Origin of the sequence: Kitasatospora sp. NPDC001540, assembly GCF_042894345.1 — a bacterium.
GTDB classification, from domain to species: Bacteria; Actinomycetota; Actinomycetes; order Streptomycetales; family Streptomycetaceae; genus Kitasatospora; species Kitasatospora phosalacinea_C.
The window spans coordinates 58,394-84,425 of sequence record NZ_JBIAVO010000027.1 but is presented as its reverse complement, the minus strand read 5'-3'; the positions used below and the strand labels follow the sequence as shown (position 1 = coordinate 84,425).

Here is a 26,032-nt window from a genome sequence, read left to right as displayed (position 1 = left end):
CGCGGCGCGCACCTGCGGTCATGCCGGGAGCACCGCCTTGTAGCCCGCGGGCACCTGCGCGTCCGGCCGCCGCAGGTACAGCGGCACGTTCGGCAGCAGGGCGCGGCCCGCGGCCAGCTCGCGGACGGCGAAGTCGGCCAGGGCGCCCGCCGAGACGTGCTCGGGGCCGCTGGCCGCGGGCAGCGCGTACAGCAGGGCGCCCGCGCCGACCGTCCGCTCGCCGGGGTCGATCTCCGCCGGGCGGTCCACCGCGGGGCCGCTCAGCCGGGCGCCGTCCGCGCCGTACGAGGCCCAGTAGACCTCCTTGCGGCGGGCGTCCGTCGCCACCGTGAACGCCCCGTCCAGGCCCTCGGTGCGGGCCTGGTGGGCGATCGCGTCGAGGGTGCAGACGCCGTGCACAGGCAGGCCGAGCGTGTCGCCGAGGGCGGCGGCGGTGACCAGGCCGACCCGCAGGCCGGTGTACGGGCCGGGGCCGACGCCGACCGCGAGGTCGGTCAGCTCGCGCTTGTCCACGCCCGCGTCGCGCAGGACGGCGGCGACGGTGGGCAGCAGCAGTTCGCCGTGCCGCCGGGCGTCGACCTCGTAGGACTCGGCGAGCACCCGTTCGCCGTCGTGGACGGCGGCGGTGACGGCGGGGGTGGCGGTGTCGAAGGCGAGGAGGAGCACGGGTTCAAGGTTAGAGGGTCCGGCGCGGCGGCCCGCACCGCGCCCGTCCCCGCCCGCGGCCCGGCGGCCCGGCGGCCACGGCCGGGAACACACGATCGCCAAGAGGCCGGAACGGCGGACCGCACCTGGCACGATGGGCTTCGCTGAGGTCGATGCGGTGCGGCGCGGAACGTGGAGGAGCAGACGTGGCGAAGCTGGGTCCTGGTGCGGTGGTCGGCGGGCTCACCCTGGGCGCCCTGGCGGTGATCGGGCTGCTGGCCTTCCAGGCGAACGGCGCGGCATCGCGCGCGGTCGCGGCCGCGCCGTCCGCGTCGAGCGCCGCTCCCTCGGCCTCCGCCCCGGAGAGCGGCCGGCCGACCGCGCCACCGCTGCCCGCCGAGTCCGGCTCGGGTCTGCGGGTGGTGTACTCGCTGCAGCAGCAGCAGGTGTGGCTGGTCGACCCGAAGAAGCCGACCCCGGTGGTGGCCTCGTTCAAGGTGGTGCCGGGCAACACCCTCCCGCCGGTGGGCACCTACAGCGTCGCCAGCCGGACCGCGGCGGGCACCGGCACCGACGGGCGGCAGATCGAGCACGTGGTGCGGTTCGCCCAGCAGTCGGGCACGGTCTTCGGCTTCAGCGCGCTGGTGGACGAGAAGGCCCCGGCCCCGTCGCTGGACCCGAAGACGAAGACCGGCGGCATCCGGGCCACCCGGGCGGACGGCCAGCTGATCTGGGACTTCGCGCCGGCCGGCACCCGGGTGGTCGTGGTCGCCTGACCCCGCACGCCCGCACGCCCCGCACGGGAGCGCTACGCGGCAGCGGCGGCGTCGCGCTCCGGCGGGGTGGAGACGGCCTCGGCGGCCCGGCAGGACGCCAGCAGGGCGCGCATCGGCACGGGCGTCGCGGCGACGCGCTCCGGCCCGGCCCCGGCGGCTCCAGTGGTTCCGGTGGTTCCGGCGGCTCCGGTGGTTCCGGCGGCTCCGGTGGTTCCGGCGGCCGGAGTCCGCTCCGGGCGGTCCTCGGTGTTCGTGGGGGGTGTGCTCGGCATCGGGCGCCTCCCTAGTTAGGCATACCTAACCTGCTGTCGCCATCCCATCACGCCCGCCCGGTGCGCCGCAACCGTTTCCCGACAGGGTGTCGGAAACCCGGGTCAGTTCTCACCCAATCCGGTGAGGTCCGCACCGTCCCAGCGAGCGCCCAGCCCGGTGAGGACGACCCGCCGCCCGTCCGACTCCTCGTCCAGCGCCCCCACCGCCTCGCCGCCGAGGGTCCGCTCGATCCGGACCTCCAGCCGGTCCTCGGAGAGCTCCTCGACCTTGCCCTCGCCCCACTCGACGACCACCACCGACTCGGGCAGCGACACGTCCAGGTCGAGGTCCTCCATCTCCTCCAGCCCGCCGCCCAGCCGGTACGCGTCCACGTGCACCAGGGCGGGGCCGCCGGTCAGCGAGGGGTGCACCCGGGCGATCACGAAGGTCGGCGAGGTGACCGCGCCGCGCACGCCCAGGCCCTCGCCCAGGCCGCGGGTCAGCGTGGTCTTGCCCGCGCCCAGCTCCCCCGAGAGCAGCACCAGGTCGCCGGGGCGCAGCAGGGCGGCCAGGCGCCGGCCGAGGCCGGTCATCCGCTCCGCGGTTTCGACGGTCAGAGTGGTCTGCGAACCCATGGCGTCCTTCTTCGATCGTTGCGGCCACCCCTAAGGTGCCACACCGCGCGAAGGGCTCGGTTCAGTCCTCGGTCGGCTGCTGCGCCAGCTTCCGCACCGCGTCCGGCAGCGGGCCCGTCCCGGCGCGCTCGGCGGCGCGCTCCAGCAGCGCGGCGAGCTCGCGGTCGACGGTGCCGGGGGTCTCCAGCATCACCAGGTGTCCGGCGCCCTCGACCAGCGCCAGCCGGGAGCCGGGCAGTTCGGCGGCGATCGCTTCGGAGTACTCGGGCGGGGTCAGCAGGTCCTTCGTCCCGGCCAGGACGAGGGCGGGCAGGCCGGACAGCGCGGCCAGTGCGGCGCGCTTGTCGTGCGCGGAGAACGCCGGGTAGAACTCGGCGACCACGTCGATGGGGGTGGCGTCCAGCAGTTGGTCGGCGAACCGGGCGACCGACGGGTCGACGTCCCTGCTGCCGAAGGAGAACCGCCGGTAGAACACCGCGGCCAGGTCGGAGCCCCAGCGGCGGGTGGCCTCGACCAGTTCGACCTGGCGGCCCAGCGCCTTTATCACCCCGGGCGCGACCCGCTTGACCACCTTGGCGCCGACCGCGGGCAGGCCCAGCGGCACCGCGTCCCAGTCGCCCGCCAGGGTGCCGAGCAGCGCGACGCCGACCACCCGACCGCCGGGGCCGAACAGCTCGGGGTGCCGGTCCGCGAGCGCCATCACCGTCATCCCGCCCATCGAGTGCCCGACCAGCACGACCGGCCCCTCGGGGACGACCGCGTCCAGCACCGCCGCCAGGTCGGCGCCGAGCTGGTCGATCGAGGCGGGCTCGCCGTCCAGGTGGGTGCGGGAGCGCTCGGAGCGGCCGTGGCTGCGCTGGTCCCAGAACACGGTGCGCAGGACGCCGCGCAGCGCGGCCCGCTGGAAGTGCCAGCTGTCCTGGTTGAGGCAGTAGCCGTGGCAGAACACCACGGTGGGGCCGGGCGCCCCGTCCGCCTCGTCGACCTCCACGTACAGCCCGGTGCCGTCCGCGGCGGGCACCGTCACGGCGGTGCCGCGCAGCGTTCCGAAGCCCGCGGCCGCGTCCAGTTCCTCTCGGGCCCGCCTGCGCATCGCTCTCCCGACCGTCAGCCGTTCGATCGCCACCCCGGCGGCCGCCCCGGCCGCCAGCACGCCCAGCGAGATGCCGATCAGCCCGGCTCGGGACACCCCGCCGGAGGAGGACTCCTCAGCCATCCGTCACCCCCGCAGTCCGCCGACGTAGCGTCGCGGGACCCGGCCCCCGATCCGGGTGATGACCTCGTACGCGATGGTGCCGCAGGCCCGCGCCCAGTCCTCGGCGGTGGGCTCGCCCCGCTCCCCGGCGCCGAACAGCAGCACCTCCTCGCCGACCTCCGGCGCGTCCCCGCCGAGGTCGACGACGAACTGGTCCATCGCGACCCGCCCGGCCACCCGGTACCAGGTCGAGCCGATCTGCACCGGGCCGGTGTTGCTGGCGTGCCGCGGCACGCCGTCCGCGTAGCCGAGCGGGACCAGGCCGAGCGTGGTCGGGCCGGAGGTCGTGTAGTGGTGCCCGTACGAGACGCCGTGGCCGCCGGGGACGCGCTTGACCAGCGCCAGCCGGGCCGCCAGCGACATCACCGGGCGCAGGCCGAAGTCGGCGGGGGCGCCGACGTCCGGGACGGGCGACAGGCCGTACATCGCCAGGCCGGGGCGGACCAGGTCGTAGTGCGACTGCGGGAGCAGCAGCGTCGCCGGGGAGTTCGCCAGGTGGCGCACCTCGGGGTCGACGCCGGAGCGCTCGGCGAACGCCAGGGCCTGCGCGAAGCCGTCCAGCTGGGCCTGGATCGAGGGGTGGCCGGGCTCGTCGGCGGCCGCGAAGTGCGACCAGACGCCGACCACCCGCAGCAGGCCGTCGGCCTGCGCCTTGACCGCGTTCTCCACCAGGTCCGGCCAGTCGTGCGGCTGGCAGCCGTTGCGGCCCAGGCCGGTGTCGGCCTTCAGGTGCACCCGGGCCGGGACGCCGGTCTCGCGGACGGCGGCGAGCAGTTCGTCCAGCGCCCACTGGCCGCTGACCGAGATGTCCACCGACTCGCGCAGCGCCCGCGCCCACGGGCCGCCCGGCGTCCACAGCCAGCACAGGATGCGGGCCTGCTCCGGGCCGATCCCGGCGGCCCGCAGCGCGAGCGCCTCCTCCGGGGTCGCCGTCCCGAGCCAGCCGGCCCCGGCCGCGACGGCCTCCCGGGCGCACCGCAGCGCGCCGTGGCCGTAGGCGTCCGCCTTGACCACGGCCATCAGCTCGGGCCCGTTGGTGCGGGCCCGCAGCGCGGCCAGGTTGTCGCGCAGCGCGGCCAGGTCGACGGTCGCCTCGGCCCGTGCCCCCTGGGCCAGGGCGGGCGTCCCGGTGGTGTTCGCAGTCGTCATCGCGTATCAGTCTCCCAGACAGCGACCGGTCCCCCCATCAGGGGCACGGCCGACCGGGCCGCACCACCCGCCTGCCCGCCCGGAGGGCGCGTACGCAGGGGCCCCGGGGAACGGCGGGCTCGGGGCTGCTGGCGGCGCACCGCCGGTGCGTGCGGTGGCTCCGGGTTCTGTTCGGGCGGCCCGAAGCAGCACGGACGCATCGGTGGGCTCCGGCCGTCGGCAGCACGGACCCGCCGTTCCCCCAGCCCCTGGACGCGCGTCCCGCTACTCCGTGAGGGACGCCCAGGCGTGGTGGAGGGCGGCGACGAGGTCGAGGGCGGTGATCGGGGCGCCCGGGGCGGCCGCGTGGCGGCCGGCCAGGCCGTGCAGGTGGGCGGCGGCGGAGGCGGCGTCCAGCGGGGAGAGGCCGGTGGCGAGCAGGGAGCCGGCCAGGCCGGAGAGGACGTCGCCGCTGCCCGCGGTGCCGAGCCAGCCGGTGCCGGTGGAGTTGACCCGGGCCCGGCCGTCCGGGTCGGCGACGACCGTGGTGGAGCCCTTGAGCAGCACGGTCGCGCCGTACCCCGCGGCGAGCCGCCGGGCGGTGCGCAGCCGCCGGGCGGCGACGGCCGTGGCGTCGGTGTCCTCGCCGAGCCCGGCGAGCAGGCGGGCGGCCTCGCCCGCGTGCGGGGTGAGCAGGACGGGGGCGGGGCGGCCGGACAGGGCGGACGGGCCGAGGCGGGCGAGTTCGGTGAGGGCGTCGGCGTCGACCAGGACGGGCACCTCGCTGTCCAGCGCCTCGCGCAGCGTCCGTTCGGCGTCCGCGCCGCCGCCCGGGCCGACCACCCACGCCTGGACCTTCCCGGCCCGGGCCGGGCCGTCCTCGGTGACCAGCGTCTCGGGGTGGCGGCGGACCACCTCCGCGGCCGCGTGCCCGGTGTAGCGCACCGCCCCGGCCCCGCCGTGCAGCGCCCCCGCGACGGCCAGCACCGCCGCCCCCGGGTAGCGGGCCGACCCGGCGGCGACGCCGACCACCCCGCGCCGGTACTTGTCGCTCTCCGCGCCGGGCACCGGCAGCAGCGCGGCCACGTCGGCGTGCTGGAGCGCCTCGACCGGGGCGGGCGGCAGGTCGAGCCCGATGCCGACCAGGTGGACCACGCCCGCGTACTGGGCGCCGGGGTCGATCAGCAGGCCGGGCTTGTGGGTGCCGAAGCAGACCGTGACGTCGGCGCGCAGCGCGGGTCCGGCGACCTCGCCGGTGTCCGGGTCGACGCCGGACGGGACGTCGACCGCGACCAGGCGGCCGCGGCGCGGCATCGTCGCGAACGGGGCGGCGGCGGGGCGCAGCGGGCCGCGGCCGCCGATGCCGACGATGCCGTCCAGCACCAGGTCGGCCCGGGTGAAGGCGTCCCGGTCGGCGGTGGGACGGCCTCCGGCGGCGAGCAGCGCGGCCAGGCCCCCGGCGTGCGCCTTCGCCGGGTCCAGCAGCAGCGCCTCGACCCGGGCCCCGCGCCGGGCCAGCCGCGCGGCCGCGAACAGGGCGTCGCCGCCGTTGTCCCCCGACCCGGCCAGCACCAGCACCCGGCTCCCGTACACCCGGGGCAGCAGCCCGGCACAGACCGCGGCCAGCCCGGCGGCGGCCCGCTGCATCAGCGTGCCCTCCGGCAGCGCGGCCATCAGTGCGGCTTCGGCGGAACGGACCTGCTCGACGGTGTGGGCGTGGCGCATGCGGTTCTCCATTCTCGACGGACGGGAAGCGACATCGGGGGCCCGGGGAACTGTCGGGCACACGGGTCGTGCGATCAGGGGCCCGGGGAACTGTCGGGCACACGGGTCGTGCAATCAGGGGCCCGGGGAACGGCGGGCTCGGGGCTGCTGGCGGTGCACTGCCGGTGCGTGCCGTGGCTCCGGGTTCTGTTCAGGCGGCCCGAAGCAGCACGGACCTTCGGTGGGTTCCGACCAGCAGCAGCTCGGACTCGCCGTTCCCCGAGCCCCTGTTGTGCATGCTCGTCTGCCGAAGAGTTCCCCGAGCCCCTGTTGTGCGTGCTCGTCTGCCGAAGAGTTCCCCGGCCCCTGCTTGCTCACCCCTCGGCGACGACCACCGCCGAGGCGACGCCCGCGTCGTGGCTGAGGGAGAGGTGCCAGGAGGTGACGCCGAGCTTGGCGGCGCAGGCTTCGACGGTGCCGGTGATGTGGAGGACGGGGCGGCCGGACTCCTCGACGCGGATTTCGGCGTCCTCCCAGTGCAGGCCGGGCGGGGCGCCGAGGGCCTTGGCGACGGCCTCCTTCGCGGCGAAGCGGGCGGCGAGGGAGGCGGTGCCGCGGCGCTTGCCGGAGGGGAGGGTCAGTTCGGCGGGGGTGAAGAGGCGCTCGGCGAGTCCGGGGGTGCGTTCCAGGGACTGTCCGAACCGTTCGATGTCCGCCACGTCGATGCCGACCCCGATGATCACCTGTGTACTCCCTCGTCCGTCCCCGGGACGGGCCGACCGCCCCGGGGATGGACGATACGCGGCTACTCGACGGTGACGGACTTGGCGAGGTTGCGCGGCTGGTCGACCTCGTGGCCCTTGGCGGTGGCCAGTTCGCAGGCGAAGACCTGGAGCGGGACGGTGGAGACCAGGGGCTGCAGGAGGGTGGGGGTGGCGGGGATCCGGATCAGGTGGTCGGCGTAGGGGACGACGGCCTCGTCGCCCTCCTCGGCGATCACGATGGTCCGGGCGCCGCGGGCCCGGATCTCCTGGATGTTGGAGACGATCTTGTCGTGCAGGATCGAGCGGCCGCGCGGCGAGGGCACCACGACGACCACCGGCAGGCCCTCCTCGATCAGGGCGATCGGGCCGTGCTTGAGCTCGCCCGCGGCGAAGCCCTCGGCGTGCATGTAGGCGAGCTCCTTGAGCTTGAGCGCGCCTTCGAGGGCGACGGGGTAGCCGACGTGCCGGCCGAGGAAGAGCACCGAGCGGGCGTCGGCCAGCGAGCGGGCCAGGGCGCGGACGGGCTCCATGGTGCCGAGCACCTGCTCGACCTGGCGGGGGGCGTCGCCGAGTTCGCGGATGACGGAGGAGATCTCGTCGCCCCACTTGGTGCCGCGGACCTGGCCCAGGTAGAGGGCGACCAGGTAGCAGGCGACCAGCTGGGTGAGGAAGGCCTTGGTGGAGGCGACCGCGACCTCGGGGCCGGCGTGGGTGTAGAGGACGGCGTCGGACTCGCGCGGGATGGTCGAGCCGTTGGTGTTGCAGATCGCCAGCACCTTCGCCCCCTGCTCGCGGGCGTGCCGCAGCGCCATCAGGGTGTCCATGGTCTCGCCGGACTGCGAGATGGCGACGACCAGGGTGCGGTCGTCCATGATCGGGTCGCGGTAGCGGAACTCGCTGGCGACCTCGACCTCGCAGGGGACGCGGGTCCAGTGCTCGATCGCGTACTTGGCGATCATCCCGGCGTGGAAGGCGGTGCCGCAGGCGACGATCACCACCTTGTCGACCTCGCGCAGCACCTGGTCGGGGATGCGCAGCTCGTCGAGGGTGAGGCGGCCGTCGGTGCCGATCCGGCCGAGGAGGGTGTCGGCGACGGCCTTGGGCTGCTCGGCGATCTCCTTGAGCATGAAGTAGTCGTAGCCGCCCTTCTCGGCGGCGGAGGCGTCCCAGTCGACGTGGTAGGCGCGGACCTCGGCGGGCGTGCCGTCGAAGTTCGTGACCGTGACGCCGTCGGGGCGCAGTTCGACGACCTGGTCCTGGCCGAGCTCGATCGCCTCGCGGGTGTGCGCGATGAACGCGGCGACGTCGGAGGCGAGGAAGTTCTCGCCGTCGCCGACGCCGACCACCAGCGGGGAGTTGCGGCGGGCGCCGACCACCGTGCCCGGGGCGTCGGCGTGCACCGCGACGAGGGTGAAGGCACCGTCGAGCTGGCGGCAGACGGTGCGCATGGCCTCGGCGAGGTCGCCGTCGTAGGCCTCGGCGAGCAGGTGGGCGACGACCTCGGTGTCGGTCTCGGAGCGGAGGGTGTGGCCCCGGTCGGCGAGGTCGGCGCGCAGCGTGGCGAAGTTCTCGATGATGCCGTTGTGGACCACCGCGACCCTGCGGTGGTCGTCCAGGTGGGGGTGGGCGTTGGCGTCGGTGGGGCCGCCGTGGGTGGCCCACCGGGTGTGTCCGATGCCCGTGGTGCCGGCCGGGAGAGGGGTTTCGGCCAGCGACTTCTCCAGGTTGACGAGCTTTCCGGCCCGTTTGTCGGTGGTGAGGAGCCACTGCCCGTCGGCCCCCCGGGTCTGGACCGCGACGCCGGCCGAGTCGTAGCCCCGGTACTCCAGCCTCCGCAGTCCCGCGATCACCACGTCCAGGGCCCCCTGGGGCCCGGTATATCCAACAATTCCGCACATGTGCGCCAGCATATGTGCGTCCGTTCGACCCCCGAGGGGTCGGATGAGCACACCGGGTGACCGACACCACAGCACCCGGCGCCCCCGGAACGGCTCACAATGGACAGCGTGCTGACCGAACTCTGTACGACGGGTGCGCCGCCCGCGCCCACTCCCTCCCCGTACGTGGATCTGGACCGCGCCGAGTGGAGCGCGCTGCGCGAGCGCACCCCGCTGCCGCTGACCGCCGAGGAGGTCGAGCGCCTGCGCGGACTCGGCACCGCCCTGGACCTCGACGAGGTCCGGGACGTCTACCTGCCGCTGTCGCGCCTGCTGAACCTCTACGTGCACGCCACCCACGAGCTGCGCGGCGCGGTCGGGAGCTTCCTCGACACGCCCGACACCGAGCGGGTGCGCACCCCGTTCATCATCGGCGTGGCCGGGTCCGTCGCGGTCGGCAAGTCCACCACCGCCCGCCTGCTGCAGGCGCTGCTGGCCCGCTGGCCCGAGCACCCGCGGGTCGAACTGGTCACCACCGACGGCTTCCTGCTGCCCAACGCGGAGCTGCGCCGCCGCGGCCTGATGGCCCGCAAGGGCTTCCCCGAGTCGTACGACCGGCGGGCGCTGATGCGCTTCGTCGCGGACGTGAAGGCGGGCAAGGACCGGGTCACCGCGCCGGTGTACTCGCACCTGGTGTACGACATCGTGCCGGACGAGCGGCTGGTGGTGGAGCGCCCCGACATCCTGATCGTCGAGGGCCTGAACGTGCTGCAGCCCGCGCTGCCCGGCACCGACGGCCGCACCAGGATGGCGGTCGCCGACTACTTCGACTTCTCGATCTACGTCGACGCCCGCACCGACGACATCGAGGCCTGGTACCTGGACCGGTTCCGCAAGCTGCGGGAGACCGCGTTCCAGGACCCGAACTCCTACTTCCGGCGCTTCACCGAGGTGCCCGAGGAGGAGGCGATGGACTACGGCCGCCAGGTCTGGCGGACCATCAACCGCCCCAACCTGCTGGAGAACGTGCTGCCCACCCGCGGCCGGGCCACCCTGATCCTCCAGAAGGGCCAGGACCACAAGGTCCGCCGGGCGCTGCTGCGCAAACTCTGACCCGGCCCCGGGAGGGCCGCCCGGCGGCCGTTTCCACAACCCTCCGGGTACCGCCGGAGAGCACTGTCCTAGGCTGGCGCGCATGATGACGCACTCGGGGAAGCGCCAGCGGCTGATCATCGCGCTCGGCGCGTTCGTTGTCTCGCTCATCGCCACGCTGCTGGCCGTCGACGCGCCGCCGGCCGCACCGGCCCCCGGGACGGGCGCGACGGCCGAACCGTCGGCGACCGCGTCCGACGGCCCCCGCGAGCTGAACATCGGCATCGCCTACGGCGACTCGCTGACCTGGAAGTCCGAGACCGAGCTCGCCGTCGCCCTGGACGACGCGGTGAACAGCCGCGCCGGTTGGATCCGGGTCGACCTGTCCTGGAACAACATCCAGCCGGACACCCCGAAGAACTACGAGTGGCAGCGCTTCGACCGGATCGCCAAGGCCGCCCAGGAGCGCCACCTCACCGTGCTCGCCACCATCGGCTACACCCCCAAGTGGGCCCGCCGCACCGGCTGCGGCGGCGACTCGTCCTGCGCCCCGGCCAACCCCGACACCTTCGCCGCGTTCGCCCGCAAGGCCGCCGAGCGGTACGCGCCGATGGGCGTGCACACCTGGGAGGTCTGGAACGAGCCGAACCTGCCGTTCTGGGCGCCCAAGCCCGACCCGGCCGCGTACACCAAGCTGCTGAAGTCCACCGCCGCCGCGCTGCGCGCCGCCGACAAGCAGGCGTACGTCGTGCTGGGCGGGCTCGCCGCGGTGTCGACCGGTCAGAACGAGGGCTACGTCTCGCAGTTCGACTTCCTGACCGCGGTCTGCGAGCTCGGCGCCAACAAGGTGGTCGACGCGATCGGCTACCACCCCTACACCTACCCGCACCTGCCCAGCGACCGGACCGACTTCGGCACCGCCTTCGAGAACATCAGCTCCACCCACGACAACCTGGTCGGGATCCTGCAGCGCTACGGCACCCCGAACCTGCCGATCTGGCTGACCGAGACCGGCGCCGCCACCAACGGCCCCGGGCAGGCCAGTGACGGGAGGACGACCCCGGCGAACGCCACCCACGTCACCGAGGACCTGCAGGCCGCCATCGCCACCGACACCGTCCCGGCCTCGGCCGCCAACCCGCACGTGAACGCCGTGTTCTGGTACTCCGACCAGGACTCCGGCACCGACAAGGACAAGGCGCACCGCTCGATGTTCTACGGGCTGCGCCGCTACGACGGCACCCCCAAGCCCGCCCTCGCGGCGTGGGGCGCGGCGGTGGCGGCCTACCGCGACGGGCTGGCGGCGGGCCGCCGCGGCCCGAGCCCGAGCGCCGGCCGCTGAGAGCCGCCCCGGCGGCCTCAGGACGCGGCGAACAGCTCCAGGTAGCGGGCCGTCAGGGCGGGCCAGGCGTAGTCGCGTTCGGCCCGGCGGCGGCCCTCCGCGCCCAGCCGGTCGGCCAGCGCGCCGTCCGCCAGCACCCGCCGCACGGCCGCCGCCAGCGCCACCGGGTCGCCCGGCGGGACGAGCAGCCCGCAGGCCCCGTCCTCCACCAGGTACGGGATGCCGCCGACCGCGGAGCCCACCACCGGGGTGCCGCAGGCCATCGCCTCGACCAGCGCCATGCCGAAGGACTCGGCCTCGGTGCGGGAGGGCAGCACCACCACCGCGGCGGTGCGCACCGCCTCCACCAGCCGGTCGCCGGTCAGCTCGCCGGTGGCCTCCACCCGGTCGGCGACGCCCAGGTCGGCGGCCAGCGCCAGGTGGTCGGGCAGGGCGTCGCCGCCGCCGACCAGGCGCAGCCGCACCGGGTCCCCGGGGTCCGCGGGCAGGTCGGCGAAGGCCCGCAGCAGCACGTCCACGCCCTTCCAGGCCGAGCTGCGGTCCATCCGGCCCACGTACAGCACGGTGCGCGGGCGGGCGGACGGCGGCGCGCCCGGGGTGAAGCGCTCCGGGTCGACGCCCGGGGTGATCCGCACCGCGTGCGGACGGCCCTCGGCCAGCGACACGGGCGACACCGCGACGAGCGTCCGGGCCCGGGCGAACACCCGCGGCAGCACGTGCCGCTCGTAGGCGCCGATCAACCGGTCCGCGAGGCCGCTGCCGGGCCCGCCCTTGCGCATCGACCCGGCGTGGTACGTCAGGACCGCGGGTCGGCGGCCCGCCAGCAGCACCGCCAGGTCACCGAGGCCGGGCACCGGGGCGTGCGCGTTGACCACCTGCGCGCCGGTGCGGCGCAGCCAGCGGCGCAGCTGCAGCGGCCACAGCGGGCTCAGCGGGGTGTTGGAGAGCTTCAGCCAGGTGCCGAGCCGCACCACCCGCACCCCGTCCTCCTCGGTGACGGTGGTGCGCAGGCCCGCGCCACTAGTGATCACCACCGCCCGGAACGCCGGGTCGGCGGCCACCGCCCGGGCCACCCGGGACGCGTAGTGCTCGACGCCGCCGATCCGCGGCGGGTAGTACGGGGCGACCACCGCGACGGTGCGCGCGCTCACCGGGCCGCCGCCGCCACCTCGGCGCGCAGCAGCGCGGTGAACTCCTCGGCGCGCGCCGAGTAGGCGGGCAACACCTCCTCCAGGTGGGCCCGGTACTCCTCGCGCTCGGCGACCAGGCGCCGCACCAGGGCGACCAGCGTGGCGGGGTCGGCGTCCTCGGTGCGCACCACCCAGCGGGACAGGTCCAGGTCGGCCATGATGCCGGAGGTCTTGTGGTCGTACTCGATCGCGATGCACGGCACCCGGGAGACCAGGCCGAAGATCACCGAGTGGAAGCGGGTGCCGAGGATGAGGTCCGCGGTCCGGTAGAGGCCGAACACCTCGTGGTGGTCGAGGGTGTCGTCGTCCAGCACGTGCAGCCTCGGCGAGGCGTCGGCGCCGCCGAGGGCGGCGGCGATCCGGCGGTTGACGAGGCGGTCGTCGTCCTGCAGGTACGCGCAGGTGACCTGCGGGACGAGCACCACGTGGCAGCCCTCGTCGAGCAGGTGCCGCACCGCGGCGGTCACCGCCTGCTCGTAGCGGTCCTGGGCGGCGCCGGTCAGCGAGCGGCGGGCCGTCACCAGCACCAGCCGGGAGTCGGCCGGGACGCCCAGCTCGGCCCGCCACGGCCGGTCGGAGGTGCCGCGGAACGCGAACGCGCTGTCCACGCCGCGCACCACCAGCGGCGCGCGGACCCCGACCTCGGCCAGGCGCTGCACGCTGATGCCCTCCCGGGCCACCACCCGTCGGCTGCGCCCCACCACGTGGCGGATCAGCAGCGCCTGCAGCCGGGTCGGGAACGGGCCGTACGACTGCGGGCCGAGGACCACCGGCACGCCGAAGCGCTGGGCCAGCCACAGCGGCAGCGCGTACAGCGCGATCGACAGGTCGGAGGCGAAGTCCTTGCGGCCGTTGAGGTAGCCGCCGCCGACCGACAGCACCAGGTCGGCGGCGGCCAGCGCCCGCACCTCGGCGCGCATCTCGGCGGGCAGCCGCCCGGCGAGGCGGCGCACCAGCCGGCCGCCGCGGGGCAGTGCGGCGAGCAGGCCGAGGCCGAAGGCCAGCAGCTTGCGGGCCGGGCGGGCCAGCCGGCCGGCCGACTCCTCGCCCGCGTAGCGGCGGATCGACCCCAGGTTGGGGACGCCGTCGAAGGTCGGCCACTGCGCCGGGTGCTCGAACCCGGCGATCGCCAGTTCGGCGTCCGGCCAGGCCCGGCGGACCTGCTCCAGGGCCACCGACAGCAGGGCGGCGTCGCCCCGGTTGCCCCGGACGAACATGTTGACGACGAGGACCCTCACCGCGTCCGCACCTCTCCGTAGTGCCGTTCGAGGGCGTCGAGGAACTCCTCGACGCCGTAGTGGTCGGCGCGGGCCGCCGAGGCCGCGCCGAGCCGGCGCAGCCGCTCCGGATCGCCGAGCAGGCCGGTCAGCGCCGCGGCCAGGGCGGCCGGGTCGCCGGGGGCGACCAGCACGCCGTTGTCCTCGCCCACGAGTTCGGGCAGGCCGCCGACCCGGGAGGCGACCAGCGGGCGCCCCAGCTGCAGGGCCTCCAGGGCGACGGTGGGGAAGTTCTCCGGCCACAGCGAGGGCAGCACCACGACGGCGGCGGCCCGGAGCCGTTCGGCGACCTGCCGCTGCTCCGCCCAGCCGGTGAACTCCACGCCGCCGCAGGGGAGTTCGCGGGCCGTCCGTTCGAGCGCGGCCCGTTCGGCGCCGTCCCCGACCACGGTCAGCCGGGCGTCCGGGAACCGCCGCCGCACCGCGTCGAACGCCTCCAGCAGCACGTGCACGCCCTTGACCCGCTCCAGCCGGCCGACGAACAGCACCTCCCGCCCGGGGGCGGGCGGCGCGGCCGCGGTCAGCCGCGGGATGCCGTTGGGCAGCACCCGCACCGGGACGCGACCGGCGTCGGCGCGCACCGCCCCGGCGAAGTACCGGCTGGGCGCCAGCAGCAGGTCGACCCGCCGCAGCCGGGGCAGGTAGGCGGGGCGCTGCAGCAGCCGCAGGTACAGCAGCCGGGCGGTGTCGGCGGCGGACAGCCGGCCGCCGGCCGCGGCGCTGGGCAGGTTCCAGCGCAGCAGGTCGCGGGTCCAGTCCTCCGGGCCGTGCACGGTCAGCACCCGGGGCAGGCCGCGGGTGGCGTCCAGCACCGACGGGCTGAACTCGCCGACGGTGTGCAGGTGCACCACGTCGGGCGGGAACTCGGCGATCTCGGCGCGCAGGTCGCGGTACGCCCGCCGGTACCAGAACTTGCGGCGCAGCCGGGCCGCCGCCGAGCCGCCGATGGCGGGCACCAGCCGGTCGGCGAACACCTCGCGGCCGTCGGCGAGCAGGTCGGTGGCGACCACCCGCACCCGGTGGCCGCGGGCACCGAGCCCCTCGGCGATCAGCCGGACGCTCTTCTCGGCGCCGCCCGCCCCGAAGCCCAGGTTGACGATCTGCAGCACCCTCACCGGACGGCCTCCGCGGTCGGCGCGGCGCTCCCCGCCGCGGGGGGCCCGGCGGCGGCGCGGCGCGGGTTGCGCTGCCGGTAGCGCCACCAGAACAGGCCGACCAGGCCGACCAGGCCGGCCGCGAGGTTGCCCGCGCCCCAGCTCCAGCCCATCCAGACCAGGCCGCGGGGCGCGGTGCGCAGCGCCGTCCCGACGGTGACCAGCACGTACACCACGTTGCCGAGCACCAGGTTGCGCAGCTGTCCGGTCAGCTTGAGGGCGAACGCCACCCAGGTGTTCAGGGCGACGGCCAGCGCGCCGACCGCGTACGCCACCAGCAGCGACCTGGCCTGGCCCGCGTACCCGGCGCCGAACAGCCGCAGCAGCAGCCCGCTGCCGAGCGCGACGGCCAGCGCGGCGGGCACCTGGACGGCGGCGATGATCGCGGCGGTGCGGCGCAGCAGGACGAAGAACCGGGACGGGTCGTTGGACGCCTCGGCGAACAGCGCCTCGCCCACCGAGAAGGACACCGCGTTCAGCAGCGCCGCGATCTGGAACGCCACGTAGTAGTAGCCGGCCGCGGCCGCGCCCAGGTGGTGCAGCACGATCAGCGGCAGCACCAGTTGCGGGAGCAGGTTGAGCAGGCTGGAGGTGTAGCTGGCCAGCGAGAACCGGAACTGCTCGCGCAGCCGGGTGCCGCGGGTGCGGAAGTCCGGCCGCCAGCCGAGTCGGCGGTGCATCACCGCGAGCGCGACCAGGGCGGCGACCACGTAGCCGCCGCCGGTGGAGCCGACCACCCCGAACACGCCGAAGCCGGCCAGCGCGACCGGCAGGGCCAGCTTGGCGGCGCCCTGCAGCAGGCCGTCCACCAGGACGTTGGTCTGCGGCATCCGGGAGCCCACGAAGATCGACTTGGTGAGCTGGTTGACCGACGCGCAGGCGCAGAACAGCACGAAGGCGGCGATCGCGACCGGGTCGTCCCGGACGAACATCAGCTTGCGCCCGTACAGCGGCAGCCCCAGCAGGTAGCCGGCCCCGACCACGCAGGAGATGCCCGCGACCAGCACCACCGCGAGGGTGAGCTGGCCGTTGCGGGCGGACTCGTCGGCGGGGAACCGCACCAGGGTGCTGTTCAGGCCGAACATGCTCAGGTAGGAGATCAGCGTGGTCGCGGAGATCAGCGAGGTCGCCAGGCCGACCTCGGAGGGCGTGTAGTAGCGGGCGACCACCACCCAGAACACGAAGCCGAGGGCGGCGGTCGTCGCCGTCGCCGCCAGCACGAAGAACGAGCTGCGGTAGACCTGGTCGGCCTTCTTGGCGTGCCGGGCCCGGCGGTGGCCGCCGCCGCCCCGGGCGGCCGGCACCGCGGGGGGCGCGCCCGCCGGACGGCCGTGCCTAGCCATCGGCGGACGCCGCGGTGGTGCTGCTCATGTCGTCCCCGCGTCCGCCGCACCGCGGTAGTGGCCGCTCAGCACGCGCACGTGCTCCTCCCAGGCGAACTGCTCCGTGGCATGGCGACGAGAGTAGTCGGCCATCGCGGCGCGCCGGTCGGCGTCCCCCGCCAGGGCGGTCAGCACGGCCCGCAGCGCGTCGGGGCGGCGCGGCACCAGCTCCACCAGGGCGCGGTCCAGCCGGTAGGGGGCGTACCCGGGGTCGTCGGTGGTGACGACCGGGAGGCCGGAGGCCATCGCCTCCTGGACGGTCAGCGGGAAGCCCTCCGCGGTGGACGGCAGCGCGAACACGTCGCAGGCCCGGTACACCCCGGCCAGCTCCTCCGCGGGGAGCGCGCCCAGCCGGTGCACCCCGGGGCGGTCCGGCACCGGCGCGCCGTCCCCGGCCAGCACCAGGTCCCAGCCGTCCGCCGGGTCGTGCGCCTCCAGCAGCAGGTCGTAGCCCTTCTTCGGGACCAGCCGCCCGGCGAACAGCACCAGCGGCCGCCCGGCGGGCAACCCGTACCGGGCCCGGACCTCCTGCCGCTCCCGCTCGGAGGCGGCGGGCCGGAACAGCTCGGCGTCCACCCCGTTGGGCAGGTGCCGGGCCCGCTCCGGCCGGGCCCCGTAGCGGCGGACGAACGCGGCGACGTCGGCGTTCAGCGTGAACACGGCGCGGGCGCGGCGCAGCAGGGCCCGCCCGACGGTGGCGTACACCGCCCGCTGGACGGCGCGGACCGGCGCGGACGGGTGCTCGACCAGGCCGACGTGCTGGGTCAGCAGGTGCGGGGTGCGGGTCAGCGCGGCCGCCAGGCCCGCCGTCCACGAGGTCAGGTACAGGCAGTCGTGGACGTGCACGACGTCCGCCCGGCGGGCCTCGCGCAGCGCGGCGGGCAGCACGGCGGGCGACAGCACCGGGAACGGCACCCCGGCCCGCTCCAGGCCGTTCCAGGCCGCGACCCGGACCACCCGCACGCCGTCCTCGACCGTGCGGGAGCTCCGCTCGCCGCTGGTCAGCACGGTCACCTCGGCACCGGCGGCGGCCAGGTGCAGGGCCTCCTGGCGCACCACGTTCTCCACCCCGCCCAGGTGCGGCGGGTAGTAGTGGCTGACCAGCAGGACCCGCTGCGGGCGCGCGATGGACGTCATCGGAAGATCCTCGCCCCTTCGCTGCTGTAGACCTCGTTCTTGGTGTGCTCCAGCAGGTCGGTCGGGTAGTGGTAGGTGATCAGGTCGCCCCGGTAGGACAGCGTGACGTCGCCGGTGCGGGTCGTGGTGGTGCCCTGCAGGACGTACGTCCGGGTGCCGACCACGGTCGGGAACACGTCGCCCTTCACCGGGCCGGAGACCAGGGTCTGCACCCGGCCGTAGGTGAAGTTGTCGGTCTGCAGGGTCAGCCGGGGCTTGTCCTTGGAGGTCCGCTGCTCCAGCCAGTACGCGGCGAGCCGCTCCTCCGTGGTCGGGTAGTAGATGTCGTACGACTGGCCGGCGTTGTTGAGCTGCAGCTGCGCCGGGAAGCCGCCCAGCGTCTGCGGCACCACGCCGCCCAGGTCCAGCAGCAGCGCCGCGACCAGCGTGCCCACCAGCGGCACCGCGCGCCGCCCGGCGAACCGGGCCAGCCAGACGGTGCCCGCCGCCAGGAACGGGGCGAAGAAGAACAGGCCCTGCTGGAAGGCCCGCAGCACGCCGTAGTCCACCGACAACTGCGGCAGCACGGTGATCGCCCCGAGCAGCACCACCGAGCCGACCGCCAGCGTCACCTGGTCGCGCTGCGGCCGGAACACCGGTCGGCGGCGCGCCAGCAGGGCCACCAGCAGCCCCACCAGGATCAGCAGCTGGAACCACTTCGTGATGAGGGCGCGCAGCGCCGCGTTCAGCCAGGACACGTCGACCCCGGCGGAGTCCAGCGCCCGCCCGGCCGAGGTCAGCGGCATCTCGCGCTGCTTGATCAGCTTGGTGGGGTAGGCGTTGACGGTCTTCAGCGGCAGGTAGACGCCCTCGTTGCGGGCCTGCTCGGTCTTCTCCAGGCTCTCCTGCCGGTGCGCGGCCAGCCGCTGCTCCGGGGTCATCGAGGAGCTGCCGCCGAACAGGCTGTACGCGGTGTCGGAGGAGCCGCCCCCACCGCTGCCCGGGTGCAGCGCTGAGTGCGCCACCGCCGACAGCGTGGTGCGCAGCTGGCCGCCGGTGTGGGTGACCGGACCGGCCCACACCAGGGCGAGGGCGGCCGGGACCAGCACCATCCACCAGGTGACGAAGGTCCACTCCCGGGCCTGGCCCCGGCTGCGCCGCCGGGTGCGGGCCCGGCCGCGCCGGGTCACCAGCCGCCACGCCAGGTCGACCGCGGAGGCGACCGCGAGCACCGCCACCACCACGTAGATGGTCGCGTAGTGCGAGAGCACCACGCCGCCCAGCAGCACCTGGAACACCAGCCGCCGCCGGGCCAGCGGTCGGCCGCGGTCGGTGAGCACCACCAGCGCGCAGCCCAGCAGCAGGAACGCGACCTCCTGCCGGCCCAGCGAGGTCATGTCGTTGAGGAAGGTCGGGAAGACCAGGAAGTAGACCGCGGACAGCAGCGCCACCAGTTGCGGCGCGGTGTTGCGCACCGCCCGGTACACCAGCACCGGGGCGAGCGCGAACAGCAGCGGCAGCAGCGCCTTGAAGACGTAGATGTCCGGCAGGGTGGTCATCCGGACCACGCTCACCGGCAGCAGCACGATGCTCAGGCAGGCGTTGTACGCGTCCGGGTAGGTGTTCACCGACCACAGCGAGCCGCCCAGCGCCAGCCGGAAGTACTCGTACTCGCGCTGCACGTCGTGGCCGGTGATGTACCAGCCGCGCAGCGAGTTCAGCAGCAGCAACGACGCCGAGCCGAGGTACAGGCCGAGCTCCAGCACCCCGGTGGACCAGCGGCGGCGGCGCACCAGCAGCATCACCAGCAGGGCCGCGACGACCGCCGTCGCCACCGCGCTGACGGTGCCGGGCAGGCCGTTGTTGAGCCGGACCGGACCGGCCACCGACAGCAGCAGCGCCAGGCCGCCCGTGCACAGCACCGGCAGCCGGCCGGGGACGGGGCCGCGTCGGCGCGGGGCGGCGGGCCGGTCCTCCTCGGGCAGCAGGACGCCCAGGGCGAGCAGCACCGTCGCGGTGGCCAGGGTCAGCCACGGCCGGGTCAGCGGGTGCGGCTCGCCCAGCAGCGGCAGCAGGGTGTTCACGGCCAGCGCGGTCAGCAGGTCGGTGAGCAGGGTGAAGCCGACCGCCAGCAGCAGCGCGCCGTCGCGGGTGGAGACCACCCGGGCGGCGGTGCCCCGCCAGATCAGCACCGGGGCGCCGAGCAGCAGCCACAGCCCCGCCAGGGTGCGCAGCGGGCCGGGCAGGACGTCGTGCGCCACCGGGACGGTGGCCAGACCGACGGCGGCCAGCACGCCGCCCCGGCCGCGCAGCGGCGCCAGTCGCGCCCGCAGCCGCGCGGAACGGCCCGCGGCGGCCCCGGCGCCACCGGCGTCCCCGGCCCGGCGGCTCACCGTCCGCCCCCGGCGCGCACCAGCTCGTAGACCTCTTCGACCCGGGCGGTGACGTGCTCCCAGCCGTGCCCGGCGGCGGTGCGGGCGCTGCGGGCGGCGAGGTCGGCGCGCAGCTGCCGGTCGGCGGCCAGGCGGTCCAGGGCGGCGGCCAGGGCGGCCGGTTCGGGGGCGGTCAGCAGGCCGGTGCCGTCGAGGAGTTCGCGGTTGCCGGGCACCTCGGTGGCGACCACCGGGAGGGCCGCGGCCATCGCCTCCAGGGCGGCCAGCGGCATGCCCTCCTTGTCGGAGGGCAGCACGAAGGCGTCCGCCCAGGCGTGCGCGGCGCGCAGCCGGTCGGCGTCCAGCGCGCCGGTGAACTCCACGTCGTCCAGGCCGAGTTCGGCGGCCCGGGCGGTGAGCTCGGCGCGCAGTTCGCCGTCCCCGGCGATCCGCACCGCCAGCGGTGCGCGGGCCAGCGCGACGGCCTCCAGCAGCCGGTCCACCCGCTTCTGCACGTTCAGCCGGCCGACGAACAGCACCCGCAGCGGCCCGTCCGGGCGGGGCGCGGCGACCGGACGGAACCAGTGCTCGGCGACGCCGTTGGGGATGACGTGGATCCGGTCGTCCGGCACCCGGTAGGCGGTGCGGACGAACTCCCGCTGCGACTCGGTGAGCACGATCACCGCGGCGGCGGCCCGCATCACCCGGGCGAACACGTGCCGCTTGTAGGGGCGTAGCAGGCGGCCCAGCGGCCCGGAGGCGTCCACGTCCAGGTGGAAGTGCAGGACGAAGGGCTGCCGGCGCAGCGCCGCCACCAGGGCCACCGTCTCGGGCATCAGCGCGTGCGCGCAGTGCACGTGGGCCAGCGCGCCGCGCGGGGCCCGCAGCAGGGCCAGCGGCAGGCCGGGGGCGAGCGCGGTGTGGGCGAGTTCGACCGCCCGGTGGCGGCGGATGCCGAGCCGCCCCTCGCTCTGGTGGCGGGGCGCGCCGTCCGCGCCGAGCACGGTGGTCACGACCCGGACGTCGTGGCGCGCGGCGAGGCGCTGCGCGAGCTGCTCCACGACGCGTTCCAGTCCGCCCAGGTGCGGCGGGTAGTAGGGGGTGACCTGCAGGATCGTGCTCATCGCTCTTCCAGGGGCAGGGGCGTGGTGCGGTGCCCTCAGGGGTTGGCGGTCTTCGGCTTGTCGAAACGGAAGCGCAGGGTCTGCGGGTGGCCGACCAGCTCGACCAGGGCGGACGTCACTTCCTTCGTGGTCTGGAGCTTGGCGACCGACGGCACCGGGGTGCCGTCCCGGGGCTGCACCGTGAGCACGGTGCCGGCCACCTCGGTGCCGTCGGCGGCCTGCAGGACGACCTTCAGCTGGTACGACTTCACGCCGGTGCCGTGGGCGTTGAGGGCCATCGGCAGGGTGACGGCGGCCCCGTCGATGCTCGGGTCCGCGGTGAAGTACAGCTCGGTGAACGAGGCCGGACGCCGGGTGAAGGACAGCCTGATCTCCTCCCGCAGCGAGGGGACGGCCGCGACCGCGACGGCGGTCGCCAGCAGCACCACGGCGGCCGCGACCGCGAGCAGGGCGCGCGGGCCGCGGCGGCCCGGGCGGCGGCGGTCGCGGCGCCCCGCGGCCCGGGAGCCGGCCTCCTCCTCCGTGACGGCGCTCATACCGCCTCGTACCGTCCGGTCCGGAGCTCCTCGGCGAACGTCGTCTCCTGGGGCCGCGGTTCGGGCTGCGACCGGTGCGGCAGGCCGACGCGCTCGGCCCGCAACTGGTCCGGGGTCTGCTTGACGGCGGGACGCCGGAAGCGGTGCCGGAACAGCTGGCGCAGGTTGCCCATGCCGTCGGGCAGGGCGCGCAGCTTCACCTCGCCGCCGCGCACCCGGTAGTCGATCGGCACTTCGAGGAAGCGGAAGCCGGCGTCGGTGGCGGCGTTCTTGATCTCCTGCGAGAAGGCCATGCCGCCGGAGCGGACGTCCACGCCGTGCCACACGTACCGCCGGAAGATCCACATCCCGGACTGGGAGTCCTTCAGGCCGTTGCGGAACAGCGTCCGGCTGAGCGCGCTGAGGGCGTGGTTGGCGGCGAAGTGCGAGGGCTTCATGGCGCCGCGGTTGCGGCGCAGCAGCCGATTGGTCGTCATGAACTCGACGTCGTGCTCGCGCAGGGTGCGCAGCATCTCCGGCAGGGCGTCGAACGGGTAGGTGCAGTCGGCGTCGCCGGTGGCTATCACCTCGCCCCCGGCGGCGTCGAAGCCCGCCTGGTAGGCGTTGCCGTAGCCGCGCTCGGGCTGCGAGACCACGCGCGCGCCGAGCCTGCGGGCGACCTCCGCGGTGTCGTCGACCGAGGCGTTGTCCACCACCACGACCTCGGTCTCCCAGCCCTCGGCGGCGAGTTCCGCCACCGGGATGGAGGCCATCACGGACGGCAGGTTCTCCGCCTCGTTGAGCGCGGGAATGACTATCGACAGCGTGTCCACCGGTTCGCCCCCTGAATTGACCGTGCGTCACGTGCGACGCGCTTCCGAACGGGCGGCGGTCGGGGCTTGCTCTCCCTGCACCGTCCACCGTCGTCGGCCGCGGCCGGTGGTGTGCGTGGTCACCCCCGTGGCCTGAAACAACGACAGAATACCGGTGCCGCACCGGGCGACTCCCACCGCCCACCGGGTTGGCCCGCACGGGCGGGCGGCCGGCCGGGCGGCCGGCCGCTCCGCACTCAGCCGACCAGCCAGGACGCGATCGGCTTGGCCGTGATGGCCGAACCGTCGCCCTTGATCTGCTCCGCCGGGATCGCCTGGTTCCAGATCCGGATGTGCCCGATCACGCCCGCCCAGTAGTTGCCCCACTGGCTGTGCAGCCTGGTCCGGCCGATCTGCAGCGGCCCGGGCCCGGCCCAGATGCCCGGCACCTTGGCGCTGCCCGCCAGCTTGCCGTTGACGTACAGCGCGATGGACTTCTGGTCGGCGTCGTACACCGCCGTCAACTGGGCCCACTCGCCGACCGTGTTGGCGTTGTCGGAGAGCACCTGCACGGTGGTGCCGTCGGCCCCGCCGTCCGCGGTCTGCACCTTGAACATCCACGCCTTGTGGCCGTTGGTGTCGTCCCGCCCGAGCAGGAAGGAGTACGAGACGCCGTCGCCCTGGCTGACCGCGGCCCGGGAGACGCCGCCCGCCTCGTTGTAGACCCAGGCCGAGATGCTGAAGCTCTTGCTCACGTCGACCACCGGGTCGGTGGACTGCGCGTACGAGTTGGGGTTGGACCGCAGGCGCAGCACGTACCCGTTCTGCACCTGGCTGACCTGCGCGTCCGGGCTGACCCCGAGGTTGGCCTGCCCGGAGTGGTCGGCGAGCAGGTTCGGCTGACCGGGCACCGTCGGCGCGTCGCTGGGCAGGTTGCCCGAGGGGGACGCGCCGCCCGAGGGGCCGCCGCTCGCGCCCGGCGAGGCGGTGGACGTGCTGGACGCCTCCGGGTGGCCGCCGCGGTTCTTGATGATCACCCCGCCGACGCCCGCGCCGAGCAGGCAGGCGACCACCACGATGCCGATCGTCCACAACCGGCGGCGGCGCCGGGAGGAGGCGGCCGCCTCCTCGGCCAGCGCCTCCCAGTCGGGCGCGCCGGGGTCCTGCTGCGCCGGGAACGCGGGCGGCCCGTACGGGACCTGCTGCCCGTACGGGCCCTGCGGGTAGCCGTAGGCGGGCGGCGGCACGGCCGCGTGCGGGTACCCGTAGCCGTCGGGCTGCGGTGCGGCGCCCGGCGCGGGGGCGTCCGTCTGCGGGGGGCCGAAAGCGCCGAACTGCCCGGGCGGCGGGCCACCTTGCGGCGCTCCGGCGTTCGCGGGATTCGGGCCGGGGCCCTGGGCGGCCGGCCCGCCCGGCTGGTGGGTGCCGTCAGTCATAGACCGGATGCTAGAACATCCGCTTCTTCACCCGAACGCCGGATCCCGAGAAAGTTCTCCGAAGTCCTTCATCGAAACCTTCCCGCTTCTTTACCGCGACCTGACGCGCCGCCACCCGAGGGCGCGTCAGGGCCGGCCCTCAGCCCAGGTGCAGCCGCACCGCGTCGGCGAGCCGCTGGCAGACGTCCTGCGCCTGCTCGTGGCCGACCGCCTCGACCATCACCCGCACCAGCGGCTCGGTGCCGGACTTGCGCAGCAGCACCCGGCCGGTGCTGCCGAGCTCGGCCTCCGCCGCGGCGACCGCGGCCTGCAGCTCGACGCAGGACTCGACCCGGTTCTTGTCCACGTCCTTGACGTTGATCATGACCTGCGGCAGCCGGGTCATCACCGCGGCCAGGTCCGCCAGCGGCTGTTTGGTCGCGGCCAGCCGGGCGGCCAGCATCAGACCGGTCAGGGTGCCGTCGCCGGTGGTGGCGTGGTCCAGCAGGATGACGTGCCCGGACTGCTCGCCGCCCAGCGCGTAGCCGTGCCGCTTCATCTCCTCCAGCACGTACCGGTCGCCGACCGCGGTCCGCACCAGTTCGACGCCCTCGCGCTCCATCGCCAGGGTGAAGCCCAGGTTCGACATCACGGTGACGACGGCGGTGTTGCGGCGCAGCGTGCCGGCCTCCTTCATGGCGACCGCCAGGATCGCGATGATCTGGTCGCCGTCGACCTCGTTGCCCTCCGCGTCGGCGGCCAGGCAGCGGTCGGCGTCGCCGTCCAGGGCGATGCCCAGGTCGGCCTTGTGCTCCTTCATCGCGGCGCGCAGCTTGTCCAGGTGGGTGGAGCCGACGCCGTCGTTGATGTTCAGGCCGGTCGGCTCGGTGCCCAGGGTGTACACCACCTCGGCCCCGGCCCGGGCGAACGCCTCCGGGGCGACCCGGGCGGCCGCGCCGTGCGCGCCGTCGATGACGACCTTCACCCCGTCGAGCCGGTTCGGCAGCACCGCGACCAGGTGCGCCACGTACCGGTCGAAGCCCTCGTTGTACTGGCGCACCCGGCCGACCGCCGCGCCGGTGGGGCGCTTCCAGCTCTCGTCGCCGGCGCCGTAGCGGCGGTAGTGCGCCTCGATGGCGTCCTCCAGCGCGTCGTCCAGCTTGTGGCCGCCGCGGGCGAGGAACTTGATGCCGTTGTCGGGCATCGCGTTGTGGCTGGCGGACAGCATCACGCCGAAGTCCGCGCCCAGCGCGCCGGTCAGGTACGCCACCGCGGGGGTGGGCAGCACGCCGACCCGCAGCACGTCGACGCCCGCGCTGGCCAGGCCCGCGATCACCGCGGCCTCCAGGAACTCTCCGGACGCCCGGGGGTCGCGGCCGACCACGGCCACCGGCCGGTGCCCCTCGAACGCGTTGGCGTCCCCGAGCACATGCGCGGCGGCCACCGACAGCCCGAGCGCCAGTTCGGCGGTCAGGCCCTCGTTGGCCACCCCGCGCACCCCGTCCGTACCGAAGAGTCGTGCCATGTTCGCGTTCGTCCCGTCCTGTCGCGCCTGTGGTGGGCTCGTGTGGTGCCGCCCCCGCGGACCCCGCACCGGTCCGGGAGGCACGACGCCCCGGAGCACAGGAGTGCTCCGGGGCGAGGATCGCATGAAGGGTGCGATTAGCGCTTGCTGTACTGCGGCGCCTTGCGGGCCTTCTTGAGACCGGCCTTCTTGCGCTCGACGGCGCGGGCGTCACGGGTCAGGAAGCCGGCCTTCTTGAGCGGGCCGCGGTTGTTGTCCACGTCCGCCTCGTTCAGCGCACGGGCCACGCCGAGGCGCAGCGCGTAGGCCTGGCCGGAGACGCCGCCGCCGGCGATGCGGGCGATGACGTCGTAACGGCCGTCCAGCTCGAGGAGCTTGAAGGGCTCGTTCACGGTCTGCTGGTGCACCTTGTTGGGGAAGTAGTTCTCCAGGGTGCGACCGTTGATCTTCCACTGGCCGGTGCCGGGGACGATGCGCACGCGGGCGATCGCCTCCTTGCGACGGCCGAGGCCGGCGCCGGGGACGGCCTCGCCGAAGCGGCCGGCCAGCGACTCGGTGGTGTACTCGGTCTCGGTGGTGTACTCGTCGACGTTCTCGTCGTCGAAGTCGACCTCGAGGGTGCTCTCGATGGCAGTCTCGGCCACGGTGTTCCTCAGCTCTTCTACGTCAGTTGGGGTGCG

At 75.0% G+C, this 26,032-nt stretch carries 23 protein-coding genes; 3 read left to right on the top strand and 20 right to left on the bottom strand.

Annotated elements, in window-relative coordinates:
- Positions 1–18 precede the first annotated feature (18 nt).
- Positions 19–666: a tRNA (adenosine(37)-N6)-threonylcarbamoyltransferase complex dimerization subunit type 1 TsaB gene (gene tsaB / locus ACFY00_RS27335; RefSeq protein WP_388034182.1), complete on the bottom strand. Its 648-nt coding sequence runs from the start codon at positions 664–666 to the stop codon at positions 19–21.
- Between the two features lie 185 nt (positions 667–851).
- Here tsaB and ACFY00_RS27330 point away from each other — a divergent pair, with 185 nt between their 5' ends.
- The gene (locus ACFY00_RS27330) at positions 852–1,421 is read left to right on the top strand and encodes a L,D-transpeptidase (RefSeq protein ID WP_388034181.1); all 570 of its coding nucleotides are present in this window, start codon (positions 852–854) and stop codon (positions 1,419–1,421) included.
- Positions 1,422–1,453: 32 nt separating this feature from the next.
- On the opposite strand, the gene ACFY00_RS27325 is transcribed toward ACFY00_RS27330, so the two are convergent.
- The 7 genes from ACFY00_RS27325 to glmS all read right to left on the bottom strand — a co-directional run bounded on the left by ACFY00_RS27325 (position 1,454) and on the right by glmS (position 9,057).
- Positions 1,454–1,693 carry a hypothetical protein gene (locus ACFY00_RS27325; RefSeq protein WP_388034180.1) on the bottom strand — a complete coding sequence of 80 codons (240 nt, stop codon included), beginning with the start codon at positions 1,691–1,693 and terminating at the stop codon, positions 1,454–1,456.
- A gap of 102 nt (positions 1,694–1,795) precedes the next feature.
- On the bottom strand, positions 1,796–2,308 hold the full coding sequence (gene tsaE / locus ACFY00_RS27320) for a tRNA (adenosine(37)-N6)-threonylcarbamoyltransferase complex ATPase subunit type 1 TsaE (RefSeq protein WP_388034179.1): 513 nt from the start codon (positions 2,306–2,308) through the stop codon (positions 1,796–1,798).
- 61 nt (positions 2,309–2,369) lie between these two features.
- Positions 2,370–3,524 carry an alpha/beta fold hydrolase gene (locus tag ACFY00_RS27315; RefSeq protein WP_388034178.1) on the bottom strand — a complete coding sequence of 385 codons (1,155 nt, stop codon included), beginning with the start codon at positions 3,522–3,524 and terminating at the stop codon, positions 2,370–2,372.
- A gap of 3 nt (positions 3,525–3,527) precedes the next feature.
- Positions 3,528–4,712 carry an alanine racemase gene (gene alr, locus ACFY00_RS27310; RefSeq protein WP_388034177.1) on the bottom strand — a complete coding sequence of 395 codons (1,185 nt, stop codon included), beginning with the start codon at positions 4,710–4,712 and terminating at the stop codon, positions 3,528–3,530.
- 264 nt (positions 4,713–4,976) lie between these two features.
- Positions 4,977–6,416, bottom strand: a complete 1,440-nt coding sequence (locus tag ACFY00_RS27305; RefSeq protein ID WP_388034176.1) for an NAD(P)H-hydrate dehydratase — start codon at positions 6,414–6,416, stop codon at positions 4,977–4,979.
- Positions 6,417–6,769: 353 nt separating this feature from the next.
- Positions 6,770–7,138 carry a holo-ACP synthase gene (locus ACFY00_RS27300; RefSeq protein ID WP_388034175.1) on the bottom strand — a complete coding sequence of 123 codons (369 nt, stop codon included), beginning with the start codon at positions 7,136–7,138 and terminating at the stop codon, positions 6,770–6,772.
- Positions 7,139–7,200: 62 nt separating this feature from the next.
- Entirely contained in the window at positions 7,201–9,057 is a 1,857-nt protein-coding gene (gene glmS, locus ACFY00_RS27295; RefSeq protein ID WP_388034174.1) for a glutamine--fructose-6-phosphate transaminase (isomerizing), read from the bottom strand.
- Between the two features lie 99 nt (positions 9,058–9,156).
- On the opposite strand from glmS, the gene coaA reads away from it, so the two are divergent.
- Complete coding sequence (gene coaA / locus ACFY00_RS27290) at positions 9,157–10,149, top strand: type I pantothenate kinase (RefSeq protein ID WP_388034173.1); 993 nt, start codon at positions 9,157–9,159, stop codon at positions 10,147–10,149.
- Positions 10,150–10,231: 82 nt separating this feature from the next.
- Positions 10,232–11,470, top strand: a complete 1,239-nt coding sequence (locus ACFY00_RS27285) for a cellulase family glycosylhydrolase (RefSeq protein WP_388034172.1) — start codon at positions 10,232–10,234, stop codon at positions 11,468–11,470.
- 17 nt (positions 11,471–11,487) lie between these two features.
- Here the strand turns inward: ACFY00_RS27285 and ACFY00_RS27280 are convergent, their stop codons facing one another.
- The 12 genes from ACFY00_RS27280 to rpsI form a co-directional block, all read right to left on the bottom strand.
- Entirely contained in the window at positions 11,488–12,621 is a 1,134-nt protein-coding gene (locus tag ACFY00_RS27280) for a glycosyltransferase family 4 protein (protein WP_388034171.1), read from the bottom strand.
- Positions 12,618–13,898, bottom strand: a complete 1,281-nt coding sequence (locus ACFY00_RS27275) for a polysaccharide pyruvyl transferase family protein (RefSeq protein WP_388034170.1) — start codon at positions 13,896–13,898, stop codon at positions 12,618–12,620. Before ACFY00_RS27275 ends, ACFY00_RS27280 begins: the two co-directional genes overlap by 4 nt.
- Positions 13,895–15,052, bottom strand: a complete 1,158-nt coding sequence (locus ACFY00_RS27270; RefSeq protein WP_388034169.1) for a glycosyltransferase family 4 protein — start codon at positions 15,050–15,052, stop codon at positions 13,895–13,897. The genes ACFY00_RS27275 and ACFY00_RS27270 overlap by 4 nt, the downstream gene beginning before the upstream one ends.
- Complete coding sequence (locus ACFY00_RS27265) at positions 15,049–16,434, bottom strand: lipopolysaccharide biosynthesis protein (RefSeq protein WP_388034168.1); 1,386 nt, start codon at positions 16,432–16,434, stop codon at positions 15,049–15,051. The genes ACFY00_RS27270 and ACFY00_RS27265 overlap by 4 nt, the downstream gene beginning before the upstream one ends.
- A gap of 24 nt (positions 16,435–16,458) precedes the next feature.
- Complete coding sequence (locus ACFY00_RS27260; protein WP_388034167.1) at positions 16,459–17,610, bottom strand: glycosyltransferase family 4 protein; 1,152 nt, start codon at positions 17,608–17,610, stop codon at positions 16,459–16,461.
- Positions 17,607–19,982 (bottom strand): hypothetical protein, encoded by a 2,376-nt coding sequence (locus tag ACFY00_RS27255; protein ID WP_388034166.1) that lies wholly within the window; start codon positions 19,980–19,982, stop codon positions 17,607–17,609. Before ACFY00_RS27255 ends, ACFY00_RS27260 begins: the two co-directional genes overlap by 4 nt.
- Positions 19,979–21,085: a glycosyltransferase family 4 protein gene (locus tag ACFY00_RS27250; protein WP_388034165.1), complete on the bottom strand. Its 1,107-nt coding sequence runs from the start codon at positions 21,083–21,085 to the stop codon at positions 19,979–19,981. Before ACFY00_RS27250 ends, ACFY00_RS27255 begins: the two co-directional genes overlap by 4 nt.
- A 35-nt stretch (positions 21,086–21,120) precedes the next feature.
- Complete coding sequence (locus tag ACFY00_RS27245; RefSeq protein ID WP_388034164.1) at positions 21,121–21,621, bottom strand: hypothetical protein; 501 nt, start codon at positions 21,619–21,621, stop codon at positions 21,121–21,123.
- Positions 21,618–22,433, bottom strand: a complete 816-nt coding sequence (locus ACFY00_RS27240) for a glycosyltransferase family 2 protein (RefSeq protein WP_388034163.1) — start codon at positions 22,431–22,433, stop codon at positions 21,618–21,620. The genes ACFY00_RS27245 and ACFY00_RS27240 overlap by 4 nt, the downstream gene beginning before the upstream one ends.
- A gap of 236 nt (positions 22,434–22,669) precedes the next feature.
- Positions 22,670–23,848: a LamG domain-containing protein gene (locus ACFY00_RS27235; RefSeq protein ID WP_388034162.1), complete on the bottom strand. Its 1,179-nt coding sequence runs from the start codon at positions 23,846–23,848 to the stop codon at positions 22,670–22,672.
- 139 nt (positions 23,849–23,987) lie between these two features.
- On the bottom strand, positions 23,988–25,352 hold the full coding sequence (gene glmM / locus ACFY00_RS27230; RefSeq protein ID WP_388034161.1) for a phosphoglucosamine mutase: 1,365 nt from the start codon (positions 25,350–25,352) through the stop codon (positions 23,988–23,990).
- 137 nt (positions 25,353–25,489) lie between these two features.
- The gene (rpsI, locus tag ACFY00_RS27225) at positions 25,490–25,996 is read right to left on the bottom strand and encodes a 30S ribosomal protein S9 (protein WP_176188487.1); all 507 of its coding nucleotides are present in this window, start codon (positions 25,994–25,996) and stop codon (positions 25,490–25,492) included.
- Between the last annotated feature and the right edge of the window lie 36 nt (positions 25,997–26,032).